Genomic DNA, 13387 nt, shown 5'->3' on the forward strand with positions numbered 1-13387 from the left:
ATCAGAGTGAGCGGGCGATGAGTTCCTTCATCACTTCATTGGCCCCGGCCAGGATGCGGAGAACCCGGTTGTCCGCGTACATGACGGCGATGGGGTACTCCAGGCAGTAGCCGTACCCGCCGAAGAGCTGCTGGCAGCGGTCGACGACCTCGCCGGTGCGGTCGGTGATCCAGTACTTGGCCATGGACGCGGTGGTGGCGTCGAGTTCGCCGCGCAGATGCCGCTCGATGCAGTCGTCGAGGAAGACGCCGTTGACGCGGGCGATGGTGGCGCACTCGGCGAGCTCGAAGCGGGTGTTCTGCAGTCCGAACAGGGGGCGTCCGAAGGCCTGGCGCTCCTTGGTGTAGTCGACGGTGACCGCCACGGCCCGTTCGGTGAGCGCCTGTGCGATGACCGCCGTGATCAGGCGCTCCTGCGGCAGTTGTTCCATCAACTGGTAGAAGCCGAGGCCCTCTTGGCCGCCGAGCACCTGGTCCGCGGGGATGCGCAGTTCGTCGAAGAACAGCTCGGTGGTGTCCTGGCCCTTCTGGCCGACCTTCTTCAGGATCCGGCCGCGGGTGAAGCCGGGGGTGTCGTCGCCCACTTCGGCTACCAGCAGGGAGATGCCGGCGGCGCCCTGCGAGGGGTCCGTCTTGGCGGCGATGATCAACAGGTCGCACAGGTGGCCGTTGGAGATGAACGTCTTGGCGCCGGAGACGACGTACTCGTCGCCCACCCGCTCCGCGCGGGTGGCGATCGCCTGCAGGTCGGAGCCGGTGCCCGGTTCGGTCATGGCGATCGACCCGACCCACTCACCGCTGCACATCTTCGGCAGCCAGCGCTGCTTCTGCTCCTCGGTGGCGTAGGCGAGGAGATAGTGCGCGACGATGCCCTCGCTCACGGCGAAGCCCATGCTTCCGCCGCCGCTGCGAATCTGCTCCTGGATCAGCATGGCCAGATGCGCGAAAGTACCGCCGCCTCCGCCGTACACCTCGGGGATGGACATGCCGAGCAGGCCCAGTGTTCCCGCGCGGACGTACAGGGACTTGTCCGGGTGCCCCTGGGCCGCGTGCTTCTCCTCGTGGGGCGCGACCTCCTTCTCGAAGTAGGTGCGCGCCAGGTCCCGCGCCGCTTCGAGTTCATCGTCGCTCCAACGGGGGCGTACGGCGGTCATGCTTCCTCCGGTGATTCGGGACGCGTGCCGGTGGCGCTGTGCCAGGGCAGGAAGTCCGGCTGGTCCTTGGTGACGTGGCCCTGGAACGCGGGCGGGCGGCGCTCCAGGAAGGACAGGACACCCTCCACCGCGTCGGCGCTGTGCGCGCAGCTCGCGATGAGCTGTGAGTCCAGGTCGAAGGCGGGCTCGGGGGAGTCCAGGGCACTCATCCGGTAGAGGGCCTGGCGGATGACGGCGGCCGACACCGGGGCCGTCTTCGCGATCAGCTCGCGGGCGAGGTCGTACGCCTTGTCGAGGACGTCCTCGGAGGGGTGTACGGCGGTCACGAGCCCGGCTTCGAGGGCCTCGGCGGCCGGGATCAGCCGGCCGCTGAGCATCCAGTCCAGTGCCCGGCCCATGCCGACGAGCCGGGGCAGGAACCAGGTCGAGCCGCCCTCGGGATAGATGCCGCGGCGGGCGAAGACGAAGCCGAACCTGCTGTCGGCCGCGGCGATCCGGTAGTCGGCCGGAAGGATCATCGTGGAGCCGACGCCGACCGCGGCGCCGCGGATCGCGGCGATGACCGGCTTGTCGCTGCGGTAGAGCAGCCGGGTGACCCGGGTCGCGGGCTCGGTCCAGGCCGACGTGGACACGGGGTCGTCGGTCTCCGTGACGCCGAGACTTCCGCCGCTCAGGTCGGCCCCGACGCAGAAGTCGGCGCCCGCGCCGGTGAGGACGATGACGCGTACGTCGTCGTCGGCGCCCGCCGCCCGGAGCGCGTGGGCCGCCTCGTCGGCCATGGTGATCGTGTAGCCGTTGCGGGCCTCGGGGCGGTCGAGCGTCACCGTTGCGATGCGCTCACTGACTCCGTAGCCGATCTGGGTGTACTCCATGGCACTCCTCCGCATGCTCATACCCCTCAGCATGGTCAAGCTATTGGCGGAGTGTCAATAGTGCTCGGCAGCGGGTGCCGAGGAGGCTGTGCGAGGGGGGCGGATCCGGCGTCATCGGACGCCGGCGCTCACGGCTGCTCGCGGGAGGTGTGCAGTGCCGGGAAGGTGACCTGGAGCAGGTGCAGCAGGGTGTCGGTGAGCAGGACGTGCAGGTCGCTGCGGGTCAGTGTCCCGCGGGCCAGCCACTCCCTGGAAGCCGCCCGCACCATGCTGCCGAAGGACCGGACCACCGCCCTGAGCTCCTCCCGTCCGTCGACCGCGCCGGTGAGACGGGCGGCCTCGAGCACCCAGTCCGTGGCGATCTCGTCGCCCTCGAAGAGGATCTCGTCGATCTCGGAGTCGCGGCCGACGGCGTCGCTGCCGATGGCGGTCAGCCACATCGGGGCATTGCGCTCCACCACGTCGAGCCAGCGGTCGATGATGATGGTGATGCGCCGCTCCACCGTGGAGTTGGGCAGATTGTCGGCGACCGGCGCCGGTGCCGTCACCATCTGGCGGATCACCGCCAGGTACAGGCCCCGCTTGCTTTCGAAGTAGTGGTTGACCAGCCCGCGCGCGACTTCGGCCTCCCGCGCGATGTCCGTGGTGGACACCGCGTCGTAGGCGTTCTCGCCGAACAGCCGGCGGGCCACCGCCATGATCTGCGCCCTGCGCACGTCCGGCTCGAGCCTCTGCCTCAGTCTCGGCTCAGCGCTCATGTCTGTCCTCACTGACTCGGGTGCCGACGGGGCGGGGTCCGGTGCGGCGCGCCATTTTAGGCAGCGTACGCTCGAATCCTTGTTGGCGAAGCGTCAATAACTCGGCTCCTCCCCCTTGACAGGTGACAATTAAATCGTCCAGGTTGAGTGGAGGACAGGTCGCTGAGGCCTGGCGCAAGGGCGGGCCGGAGGCCGTGAACGGGCCTGCCCGTTGAGAGAGGACCCTCTTCCTTGACTACTACTGAAGCCTTCGTTTACGACGCGATCCGCACGCCCCGGGGCCGGGGCAGGAAGACCGGCTCTCTGCACGGGATCAAACCCATCTCGCTGGTCGTGGGGCTCATCGACGAGATTCGCCGGCGCAACCCCGCCCTGGACCCGGAGTTGATCGAGGACATCGTCCTGGGTGTCGTCAGCCCCGTGGGCGACCAGGGCTGCGACATCGCCAAGACGGCCGCGCTGGCGGCGGGTCTGCCCGACACCACGGCGGGCCTGCAGGTCAACCGGTTCTGCGCCTCCGGTCTGGAGGCCGTGAACCTCGCCGCGCAGAAGGTGCGTTCGGGCTCCGAGGACCTGGTGCTCGCCGGTGGCGTCGAGTCCATGTCCCGGGTCCCCCTCGGTTCCGACGGCGGCGCCTGGCCGCTGGACCCGGCGACCTCGTACGACACCTACTTCGTCCCCCAGGGCGTCAGCGCCGACCTGATCGCCACCATCGAGGGCTTCTCCCGGGAGGACGTCGACCGATACGCGCTGCGCTCGCAGGAGCGGGCCGCGGCGGCGCAGGCGGAGGGGCGTTTCAAGGACTCGGTCGTGCCGGTGCGGGACGTGAACGGCCTGACGGTCCTCGACCGGGACGAATTCCTGCGCCCCGACACCACGCTGGAGGGTCTCGCCGCGCTGAATCCGTCGTTCGCGGGGATGGGCGAGGCCGGCGGCTTCAACGCGGTGGCGCTGCAGAAGTACCACTGGGTGGAGAAGATCGATCACGTGCACCACGCCGGCAACTCCTCCGGCATCGTCGACGGCGCGGCGCTGGTCCTCATCGGCAGCGAACAGGCGGGCAGCGCAGCAGGACTCACGCCCCGGGCGCGCATCGTGTCGACGGCCCTGTCCGGCTCCGACCCGACGATCATGCTGACCGGTCCCGTGCCCGCCACCCGCAAGGCGCTGGCCAAGGCCGGTCTGACCATCGACGACATCGACCTGATCGAGGTCAACGAGGCCTTCGCCGCGGTGGTGCTGCGCTTCGCCAAGGACATGGGCGTCTCCCTGGACAAGATCAACGTCAACGGCGGAGCCATCGCCCTCGGCCACCCGCTGGGCGCGACCGGCGCGATGCTCGTCGGCACCGTGGTCGACGAACTGGAGCGGCGCGGGCAGCGCTACGGACTGTGCACCTTGTGCGTCGGCGGCGGCATGGGCATCGCCACCGTCATCGAGCGCCTCTGAGTGCTTCCGGCCCCTCGATACGACTGGACAGCAGCGCCCGTCGCGGCGTGACCCGCGACCGACGAGACGAGAGACATCAGCAATGACCAACCAGAACCACTTCCACTGGGAACAGGACGCGGACGGCGTCGTCGTCCTCACGATGGACGCCCCCGGGCAGTCGGCCAACACGATGAACCGGGCGTTCCTCGTCGACCTGGTCAGGGTCGTGGACCGCCTCGAGAGCGAGAAGGACTCCCTCACCGGTGTGGTGATCACCTCGGCGAAGAAGACCTTCTTCGCGGGCGGCGACCTGACCGAGCTCATCAAGGCAGGTCCCGAGGACGCGGCGGACTCGCTGGCCTTCTCCACCCACATCAAGTCCCTGCTCCGCCGGCTGGAGACCCTCGGCCGGCCCGTCGTCGCCGCCATCAACGGGGCCGCGCTCGGCGGCGGCCTGGAGATCGCCCTCTCCTGCCACCACCGCATCGCCCTGGACGCCAAGGGCTCGCAGATCGGCCTGCCCGAGGTCAGCCTCGGCCTGCTGCCCGGCGCGGGCGGAGTCGTCCGCACCGTACGGTTGCTCGGCATCACCGACGCGCTGCTCAACGTGCTGCTCCAAGGGCAGCGGCACAAGGTGCGGAAAGCCCTGGACCTCGGGCTGCTGCACGAAGTCGTCGACACCCGCGAGGAGTTGATCGCCCGCGCCAAGGCCTGGATCGCCGAACACCCCGACGCCGTCCAGCCCTGGGACACCAAGGGCTACCGGATCCCCGGCGGTACTCCGGCGAGCCCGAAGTTCGCCGCCAACCTCCCGGCCTTCCCCGCGAACCTGCGCAAGCAGCTGAAGGGTGCCGACTATCCGGCACCGCGCAGCATCATGGCGGCGGCGGTCGAAGGCGCCCAGGTCGACCTGGAGACCGCCTTCCTCATCGAGAGCCGCTACTTCGTCCAGTTGGTCACCGGGCAGATCTCGAAGAACATGACCCAGGCCTTCTTCTTCGACCTCCAGCACATCGACAACGGCGGCAGCCGGCCCGCCGGCCACGACACCTGGCGGGCGACGAAGGTCGGCGTGCTCGGCGCCGGAATGATGGGCGCGGGTATCGCCTATGTCTGCGCCCGAGGCGGCATGGAGGTGGTCCTCAAGGACGTCTCCATCGAGGCGGCGGAGAAGGGCAAGGCCTACTCGGCCGCCCTGTTCGACAAGGCCGTCAGCCGCGGGAGGACGACCCGCGAGCAGGCCGACGAGGTGCTCGGGCGGATCAGGCCGAGCGCGCAGCCCGAGGATCTGCGCGGCTGCGATCTGGTCATCGAAGCGGTCTTCGAGAGTCCCGAGTTGAAGAAGAAGGTGTTCCAGGAGATCGAGGACGTCATCGAGCCCGGAGCCCTGCTCGGCTCCAACACCTCCACCCTGCCCATCACCCAGCTCGCCGAAGGGGTGAAGGACCAGGAGAACTTCATCGGTCTGCACTTCTTCTCCCCGGTCGACAAGATGCCCCTGCTGGAGATCGTCGTCGGCGAGAGGACCTCCGACGCCGCGCTGGCCCGGGCCCTGGACGTCGCCCGGCAGATCAACAAGACGCCGATCGTCGTCAACGACAGCCGCGGCTTCTTCACCAGCCGGGTGATCGGCAAGTTCCTGGACGAGGCCGTGGCCATGGTCGGCGAGGGCATCCACCCCGCCTCCATCGAGCAGGCCGCGCTCCAGGCCGGCTATCCGGCCCCGGCCCTGCAGCTGATGGACGAACTGACCCTGACCCTGCCGCGCAAGATCCGCCAGGAGACCGCCGACGCCGTCGTGGCCGAAGGCGGCACGTGGGCCACTCACGGCAGCGAAGCGGTCATCGACCGGCTGATCGACGACTTCGACCGCAAGGGCCGCTCCAGCGGAGCCGGCTTCTACGCGTACGAGGACGGCAGGCGAACCGGCCTGTGGCCCGGCCTGACCGAGCACTTCACCAAGCCGGGCCACGAGATCCCCTTCGAGGACATGAAGGAGCGGATGCTCTTCGCCGAGGCCATCGACACGGTCCGCTGCTTCGACGAGGGCGTACTGCGCTCCGTGCCCGAGGCGAACATCGGGTCGATCTTCGGGATCGGATTCCCGGGCTGGACCGGCGGTGTCATTCAGTACATCAACCAGTACGAGGGCGGCCTCGCCGGCTTCGTCGCCCGGGCGCGCCAACTCGCGGACCGTTACGGTGAGCGCTTTGTCCCGCCGGCCTCACTCGTCGAGAAGGCCGGGACGGGGGACACGTACGCCTGAGTCCTGGCGGCCGGGCGGAGAGCGGGGGATGAGCGGCGACCGCCTCGCTCCCGCTCGCGCCACCCCGGTGCACCCGAGCCGGCGGCTCGGTCGGCCCCCTCGGCCCCGGCCCGCTCCGGCCGGCCCCGGCGACACCGGCCGCCAGGTCGCCGTACCCGATCCTCGGCCGTCAGTCGCCGCGCGCCTCCCTGGCGCGTTCCAGGCCGTCGAGCAGGAGGCCGAGCCCGAACCGGAACTCCTCGCGCAGCGGGACCCCGGTCAGGTCCGCTGCCGCGGCCGTCGTGGCGGGGTACGCGGCCGGATCGAGGGACCGGTAGTAGTCGTACAGCTGGGTCTGGTCCTCGGGGCGGGCCGCTCCCGGGCCGTGTTGCTGGATGGCGAATCCGACCACGTAGTGGCCGATCGCGGTGAAGGCCCGGGCCGCCAGATCGACCGGGAAGCCGAAGCCGAGGAGAAGTCCGATGACCCGCTCCCGGTTCACCAGTCCGTTCGGACCGACCGGAACCTGAGACACCAGCAGAGGAAGGGCGTTGGGATGCCTGCACAACGTGTCGTAGAACGTCTCGGCCCCCACCGCGGCGGCCTCTCGCCACGACAGGTCCTTCATGTCCTGCGGGGCCGGCTGCACCTCGCCGACTATCCGGTCCACCACATGGGCAAGGAGCTCGTCCTTGCCGGCGAAGTGCCGGTACAGCGTCGCCGTACCGGACCCCAGCGCGTCGGCCAGCATCCGCAGGGTCAGGGCTTGGACACCCACCTCGTCGATGAGCTTCAGCGCCATGTCGATGATCTTGCCCACGTCCACCGGCGGCCGCCCGCGCCGGGGCGCGGGAGCCGGCGGACGGCTCGCCCACCAGGCAGGACTCCCCGGGGCAGCGGTTGTTTCCGCAGCCATGAATCTTCACCTCCCCGGACACCAGAATTGCGGAGTCCGCGTAGCCATAAAAAGCTTTTCGGTGCTAGCGTATCCGTTATGACCTCCAGCACCACACCCACGACCCCGAGTCACATGCAGGCTGCACGGATCAGCCGTTACGGCGCGGCCCGGGACGTCTTCGAGGTGGTAGACGACGCGCCGGTCCCCACCCCTGGCAAGGGCGAAGTCCTGGTCCGGCAGCACGCCACCTCGGTCAACCCGATCGACTGCCGCAGGCGGGGCGGCTACGGCCAGAAGCTCATGAAGCTCCGCGGCCTCAGTGGGTTCCCCCTCACGCTGGGTAATGACGTCGCCGGGGAGGTCGTGGCCACCGGCCCGGAAGTCACCACCCTGAAGGTCGGCGACGCCGTTTTCGGCGCTCAGCGGCCCTCACCCCAGGGGACGACCTCCGGATACTGCGTCGTCAACGCCGACGACCTCGTGGCCAAGCCCGCAGCGCTCTCCTACCGCGAGGCGGCCGCGCTCCCCTATGCCTTCCTCTCGGCGTGGGCCGCGCTGAAGGGCGCAGGGCTGCGGGCCGACCAGGCTGCCGGCAAACGCGTCTTCCTGCAGGGCGGCTCCGGTGGTACGGGCGTGGTCACCGTGCAGATCTGCAAGGCACTCGGCGCGTACGTCGCCACCACGGCCGGGCCCGCGGGCATCGACCTGTGCAAGGGCCTCGGTGCCGACGAGGTGATCAACTACCGGACGCAGGACTTCGCCGAGGAGCTGAGCGACTTCGACTTCGCCATCTGCCTGGCCGACCAGGCCGAGGAGCGGAAGATGCTCTCCATCCTGCGGCGCGGCCCGGGAACGGGCTACGGCACGATCGTGCACCCCCTGATGCCGCTCGTCGACGAGAAGGGCCTGCTCGTCGGTGGCGTCCAGGCCGCCGCGACGCTGATCGGCCGACGGCTGCGCCAGGCGCTGCAGCGCAGACGCTACGCCTGGACCCTCTTCAGCCCCGACCGGGCCGCACTGGAGTTGCTCGCCCGGCTGGCCGCCGAAGGCAAGGTGCGGGCCGTCATCGACCAGACCTATCCGCTGGCCGACATCGCCGCGGCTCACGAGTACGTGGAGCGCGGCCGTTCTAAGGGGAAGGTCATTGTCGACATCGCCTGAGCACATACTGATCGCGGGAGCGGGCGTCGGTGGCCTGACCGCCGCCGTCGCCCTCCAGCGCCGCGGAATCCCCTGCACGATCATCGAGGCCGCGCCCCGGCCGGTGGCCGTCAACACGAGCATCCTCCTGCAGAACAACACCATGCAGGTGCTGAGCGAGCTGAACCTCGGGCGCCACATGTCCGAGCGGGGCCGGCGTATCGCCCACACCTCGATCATGTCGGTCGACGGCAAGGTCCTCACGGAGGTGAGGGCCGAGGACGTCGACGGCACCGTCGGAGCCTCCGCGCTGGGCATCCACCGCGCCGATGTGCACGAGGTCCTGCTCTCGCGGCTCGATGACGAGTGCCTGGTCACGGGCGATCCCGTGATCGGGTTCGAGACGGACGCCGGGGGAGTGGCGGTGTATCTGCGCTCGGGCCGGCGACTGGAGGGGCGCGGGCTGGTGGGCGCGGACGGCATCGACTCGCGGATACGTGCGCGTCTGCACGGCGACCGGCCGGCCATCCACTCCGGCACGAACTGTCTGCGCGGGGTCACCAAGGCGGAGACGGAGCCGCTCGACGAGGTACGCGAATGGTGGGGCTACCGCCTGCAGTTCGGGATCATTCCGCTGCCGGAGGGACGCAGCTCCTGGTTCGCCCTGATCCCCACGCCGCCTCGTCCAGTGCCGGACCCGGGCGACCGGCTCACGTTCTACCAGCGGCTCTACCGCAAATTCCCCGCCCCGGTAAGGGAGTTGCTGGCCGCCACGGAGCCCCAGGAGACCATCGAGGTCGAGCTGCGGCACCGGCCGTGGCGCGGTGGCTCCGGTGCCGTGACCCTTCTGGGAGACGCCTCCCACCCCATGCTGCCCAACCTCGGGCAGGGAGCCGGGCAGGCCATCGAGGATGCCGCGGCTCTGGCCCGTCGCCTGGACGGGGCCGCATCCGTTGCCGCCGCGTTCCGGGAGTTCGAGAAGGAACGGCGGGCACGGGTCCAGTGGATCCAGCGTCAGGCCGTCCGGATGAATCAGATCGCCTCTGTGCCCTCAGGGCCGCTCGGCACCGCACGGGACGCGGTGCTGCGCAACCTTCCTGACCGAGTCGAGCGCACCTCGGTGATGCGCATGTTCGACGGAGCCCACACATGACCATGTCCGAGCCCCATACCGATGCCTATGCCGACGAGGAATCCCGTTTCACCTGGGTCAACGGGGTGCGGGTGCACTTCAAGCGAGAAGGCGGCGGCCCACCCCTTCTGCTGCTGCACGGCAGCGGATCCTCGCTGCACGCCTTCGACCCCATGGTCGAGGACCTCAAGACCGACTGCGAGGTCATCCGCCTCGATCTGCCGGGCTTCGGCCTGACCGGCCCCCGCCCCGATCGGGACTACCGCATCGAGGCCTACGTGTCCTTCGTGGACGAGTTCCTCGCCGGTCTCGGGCTCGACAAGGTGAACGTGGCCGGCAACTCGCTGGGCGGCAACATCGCGTGGAATCTCGCTGTCGAGCACCCACAGCGGGTACAGCGGCTGATTCTCATGAACGCCACCGGGTATCCCGAGAAGTCCCTGCCCCAGGCGCTGCGGATGGCCCGGAATCCCGTGCTGCGCCCGCTGCTTCGCCGTTGGGCACCCAGCGGTGCCGCCGAACAGAATCTGCGGGGCTCGGTCGGTCCCCGTATGCAGGTCGACCAGGCCCTCGTCGACCGGGTCACCGCCATGATGAACCGGCCGGGCAACCGGTCCGCCTTCATCGACTTCGCCAACACCGACCAGCCCGACCGCTCCGCCCGGATCGCCGAGATCACCGCCCCCACGCTCGTCCTGCGCGGCGATCTGATCGACGGGCAGCACTTCCGGCGGGACATCCCCGGCAGCTACGAAGTGGTCCTCGCCGGCATCGGCCACCTGATGCCCGAAGAGGCTCCGGCCGAGGTCGCCGAAGCCATCCGCGCACATCTGGGGCTTCCTGCCGCAGCCCCCCAGGAATGAGCCCCGCCGACTCCCAGAAACGAGTCTCCGCCATGCCCACGTACTACCGCGCCCGGGGCGAGAACCTCCCCTTGAACCCCGACACCCGCAGCCGGCTCCGGGGCAGTTACATCGAGCTGTCCGCCGGCACCACGCACTACGAACTCACCGGGCCTGAGGACGGCGAACTGGTCTTCCTGCTGGGGGGACTCACCGTCCCGCTCTTCTACTGGGACGGCGTCGCGGAGCATCTGCACCGCCGCGGGCTGCGCACCCTGACCTACAGCGCGTACGGCCGTGGCTATTCGGACCGCGTCGCAGGACCGTACGACCGCGAACTGTTCGTGCGCCAGGCACACGACCTGGTCGAAGCCCTCGACGTACCGCAGTCCTGGCACACCGTCGGCTCCTCCATGGGGGCGCTCAACGCACTGGGGCTGCTGGAGCGCACCCACCAGCAGACGAAGTCCCTGACCCTGCTGGGCCCGGCGGGGCTCACCGAGGGGGACGCCCCGCCCATCCGGCTGGCCACGGCCCCCCGCGTCGGGCCGTTCCTCGGCAAGCACCTGGGCCAACTCCTGCTGCGCGCGCACCTGTCCCACAACGTCCGCACGCCCGAGCAGGTCCGGGCCCTCACCGACATGGTCTGCGACACCTACCGCTGCGAGGGCTCGATGTACGCCCTCCTCGCCACGCTGGGCGACTACGACTTCCACCAGCAGCAGGACGCCTACCGGCGGGCGGGGAAGCTCGGCGTACCCACCCTGCTGCTGTGGGGCGAGCAGGACCAGGTCACCCCGATCTCCAAACTGCCGGAGGTCAAGGGCCTGTTGAACCCACAGCTGTGCCAGGTGTTCGCCGACTGCGGGCACATGGTGCCCTTCGAGTACCCGGAGAAGACCGTCGCCGAGATGACCGACTTCTTCGCAGGACTCGACCGCCCCTGACCCCATGACGCGAACGCGACGGAGCAACAGCATGGAGAACGTAACGCTGTGCACGCTCATGCAGCAGACCATCTCGCGGCACGGGGACGAGGTGGCGCTGCGGGACGCCGACAACAGCACGACGCTCACCTGGCGTGAGTACGGGGAACGCGTTGAAAGCGTGGCGCGTGGTCTGGTCGCCCGTGGTGTGGAGCGGGGCCACACGGTCGGGCTGATGCTGACCAACCGGCCCGAGTTCCACATCGTCGACGCCGCGGTCATGCACCTGGGCGCCATCCCGTACTCGATCTACAACACCAGCAGCCCGGAACAGATCGCCCACCTCTTCGCCAATGCCGGAAACAACCTCGTCGTGTGCGAGGAGCAGTTCCTGACGACGCTGCGCACGGCCGCCAAGGGGTCGGCCGTCGACATGATCGTGTGTGTCGACGCGGAGAGCGACGAGGACATGGTCCTGTCGCTGGCCGACCTGGAGGCCTCGGGAAGCGACGACTTCGACTTCCGTGACGCCTGGAACCGTGTGGCGCCCGACGATGTCCTCACCCTGATCTACACCTCGGGAACGACCGGTCCGCCCAAGGGTGTTGAACTCACCCACGCCAACCTCACCTATGTGCTGGACCAGGTGCCGCGGGTCCTCGGCGACACCTCCGGCGGCCGTGTCGTCTCCTATCTGCCGGACGCGCACATCGTCAACCGGTTCACGGCCCACTACTCACCCATGGCGTTCCACTCCAGCACGATCACGCTCAGTCAGCCCAAGCGGCTGCTCGAGGTCCTCGTCCAGGTACGCCCGACCGACTTCGTGGGCGTGCCGATGCTCTGGTACCGGATCATGGGGTCGATCCAGGCCGGTCTGGAGCAGCAGTCGGGGCTCAAGGGCGCGCTCGCCCGCTGGGCGGTGCGGACCGGCACGGCCAGGGCGCGGGCCTGCGCCGAAGGACGTGGGCGCCCGCCCCTGGCCCGGTTCCTGGAACGGTTCGCGGACCGGCTCGTACTGGCCAGGATCCGTCGGCAGATCGGCCTGGACCAGGCCCGCTCCACCGTCACCGGTGCCGCCCCGCTGGATCAGGACGCGATGCTCTTCCTGCTCGCCCTCGGTCTGCCGATGACCGAGGCGTGGGGCATGTCCGAGACCACGGGTGTCACCACTCTCAACGTCGCGGACAGGGTGCGTCTGGGCACCGTCGGAACCCCCGTGCCGGGCACCGAGATCCGGGTGGCCGACGACGGTGAACTCCTGGTGCGCAGCGCCGCGCTGATGAAGGGGTACCGCGGCGATCCCGCCAGGACCGCCGAGACCATCGACTGCGACGGCTGGATCCACACCGGGGACGTGGGACGCGTCGACGCGGATGGCTATGTGACCATCGTCGACCGCAAGAAAGAGCTGATCATCAACGCCTCGGGCAAGAACATGTCGCCCGCCAACATCGAGAACGCGCTGCAGACCGCCTGCCCCCTCATCGCCACCGCCGTCGCCATCGGTGACCGCCGTCCCCATGTCAGCGCGCTGTTCACCCTCGACATGGAAGCCGCTGTGGCCTTCGCCGCTCAGCAGGGCCTGACCGACACCTCTCTTGCCGCCCTCGTCGCGTCCCCCGCCGTGAAAGCCGCCGTACAGCAGGGAGTTGACGCCGCCAATGCCCGTCTCTCCCGGGTCGAGCACGTCCGCTCGTGGACGATCCTGCCCCACGTCTGGGAACCGGGCAGTGACGTACTGACCCCCACCCTGAAGCTCAAGCGCCGCTCCATCACCACCAGATACGCGGACGAGATCGACGGGCTGTACGCGGCGGCGGAGTAGCCGGCACTGGTCAGCACCGACGTGCTCGACGCGCCGTGCCTCGTCCGCGTCCGACGAAGTCGGCTACTCGGCTACGGGCACCGTATGACGAGAACCGGCCGGCGAACTGCTCGAACAGCCCCGAAGCCGGGCGCCTCTACCTCGGAGCCTCCTGATGCCTGA

The 13387-nt window shown here is 69.4% G+C and carries 11 protein-coding genes; 7 read left to right on the top strand and 4 right to left on the bottom strand.

Going from position 1 to position 13387, the window contains the following annotated elements:
• Position 1: 1 nt before the first annotated feature.
• The 3 genes from ACFVYF_RS19565 to ACFVYF_RS19575 all read right to left on the bottom strand — a co-directional run bounded on the left by ACFVYF_RS19565 (position 2) and on the right by ACFVYF_RS19575 (position 2783).
• Positions 2-1153: an acyl-CoA dehydrogenase family protein gene (locus ACFVYF_RS19565; RefSeq protein WP_389456871.1), complete on the bottom strand. Its 1152-nt coding sequence runs from the start codon at positions 1151-1153 to the stop codon at positions 2-4.
• Positions 1150-2025, bottom strand: coding sequence for an enoyl-CoA hydratase-related protein (locus ACFVYF_RS19570; RefSeq protein ID WP_389456873.1), 876 nt, complete (start codon positions 2023-2025; stop codon positions 1150-1152). Before ACFVYF_RS19570 ends, ACFVYF_RS19565 begins: the two co-directional genes overlap by 4 nt.
• A gap of 128 nt (positions 2026-2153) precedes the next feature.
• Entirely contained in the window at positions 2154-2783 is a 630-nt protein-coding gene (locus tag ACFVYF_RS19575) for a TetR/AcrR family transcriptional regulator (RefSeq protein WP_389456875.1), read from the bottom strand.
• Positions 2784-3014: 231 nt separating this feature from the next.
• Here ACFVYF_RS19575 and ACFVYF_RS19580 point away from each other — a divergent pair, with 231 nt between their 5' ends.
• Positions 3015-4232, top strand: coding sequence for an acetyl-CoA C-acetyltransferase (locus tag ACFVYF_RS19580; RefSeq protein ID WP_389456877.1), 1218 nt, complete (start codon positions 3015-3017; stop codon positions 4230-4232).
• Between the two features lie 82 nt (positions 4233-4314).
• Entirely contained in the window at positions 4315-6480 is a 2166-nt protein-coding gene (locus ACFVYF_RS19585) for a 3-hydroxyacyl-CoA dehydrogenase NAD-binding domain-containing protein (protein ID WP_389456879.1), read from the top strand.
• A gap of 169 nt (positions 6481-6649) precedes the next feature.
• Here the strand turns inward: ACFVYF_RS19585 and ACFVYF_RS19590 are convergent, their stop codons facing one another.
• Positions 6650-7375, bottom strand: coding sequence for a TetR/AcrR family transcriptional regulator (locus ACFVYF_RS19590; protein ID WP_389456881.1), 726 nt, complete (start codon positions 7373-7375; stop codon positions 6650-6652).
• Between the two features lie 78 nt (positions 7376-7453).
• Here ACFVYF_RS19590 and ACFVYF_RS19595 point away from each other — a divergent pair, with 78 nt between their 5' ends.
• From ACFVYF_RS19595 to ACFVYF_RS19615, 5 genes are read left to right on the top strand one after another with little or no spacing between them, the layout of a single operon-like run.
• Complete coding sequence (locus ACFVYF_RS19595; RefSeq protein ID WP_389456883.1) at positions 7454-8518, top strand: zinc-binding dehydrogenase; 1065 nt, start codon at positions 7454-7456, stop codon at positions 8516-8518.
• A complete protein-coding gene (locus tag ACFVYF_RS19600; protein WP_389456884.1) occupies positions 8502-9650 on the top strand; it encodes an FAD-dependent monooxygenase in 1149 nt (382 codons plus the stop codon). The genes ACFVYF_RS19595 and ACFVYF_RS19600 overlap by 17 nt, the downstream gene beginning before the upstream one ends.
• 2 nt (positions 9651-9652) lie before the next feature.
• Positions 9653-10492, top strand: coding sequence for an alpha/beta fold hydrolase (locus tag ACFVYF_RS19605; protein WP_389456886.1), 840 nt, complete (start codon positions 9653-9655; stop codon positions 10490-10492).
• Between the two features lie 32 nt (positions 10493-10524).
• Positions 10525-11418 (top strand): alpha/beta fold hydrolase, encoded by an 894-nt coding sequence (locus tag ACFVYF_RS19610; protein ID WP_389456888.1) that lies wholly within the window; start codon positions 10525-10527, stop codon positions 11416-11418.
• Between the two features lie 31 nt (positions 11419-11449).
• On the top strand, positions 11450-13225 hold the full coding sequence (locus tag ACFVYF_RS19615) for an AMP-dependent synthetase/ligase (RefSeq protein WP_389456890.1): 1776 nt from the start codon (positions 11450-11452) through the stop codon (positions 13223-13225).
• Positions 13226-13387: the final 162 nt, after the last annotated feature.

Source organism: Streptomyces sp. NPDC058274 (genome assembly GCF_042881375.1).
GTDB lineage: Bacteria > Actinomycetota > Actinomycetes > Streptomycetales > Streptomycetaceae > Streptomyces.

Bases quoted from the DNA above. Each gene is read 5' to 3' on its own strand.
- ACFVYF_RS19575 (WP_389456875.1), bottom strand. From the start codon at position 2,783: ATGAGCGCTGAGCCGAGACTGAGGCAGAGGCTCGAGCCGGACGTGCGC.
- ACFVYF_RS19565 (WP_389456871.1), bottom strand. From the start codon at position 1,153: ATGACCGCCGTACGCCCCCGTTGGAGCGACGATGAACTCGAAGCGGCG.
- ACFVYF_RS19605 (WP_389456886.1), top strand. From the start codon at position 9,653: ATGTCCGAGCCCCATACCGATGCCTATGCCGACGAGGAATCCCGTTTC.
- ACFVYF_RS19595 (WP_389456883.1), top strand. From the start codon at position 7,454: ATGACCTCCAGCACCACACCCACGACCCCGAGTCACATGCAGGCTGCA.
- ACFVYF_RS19570 (WP_389456873.1), bottom strand. From the start codon at position 2,025: ATGGAGTACACCCAGATCGGCTACGGAGTCAGTGAGCGCATCGCAACG.
- ACFVYF_RS19585 (WP_389456879.1), top strand. From the start codon at position 4,315: ATGACCAACCAGAACCACTTCCACTGGGAACAGGACGCGGACGGCGTC.
- ACFVYF_RS19610 (WP_389456888.1), top strand. From the start codon at position 10,525: ATGCCCACGTACTACCGCGCCCGGGGCGAGAACCTCCCCTTGAACCCC.
- ACFVYF_RS19590 (WP_389456881.1), bottom strand. From the start codon at position 7,375: ATGGCTGCGGAAACAACCGCTGCCCCGGGGAGTCCTGCCTGGTGGGCG.
- ACFVYF_RS19615 (WP_389456890.1), top strand. From the start codon at position 11,450: ATGGAGAACGTAACGCTGTGCACGCTCATGCAGCAGACCATCTCGCGG.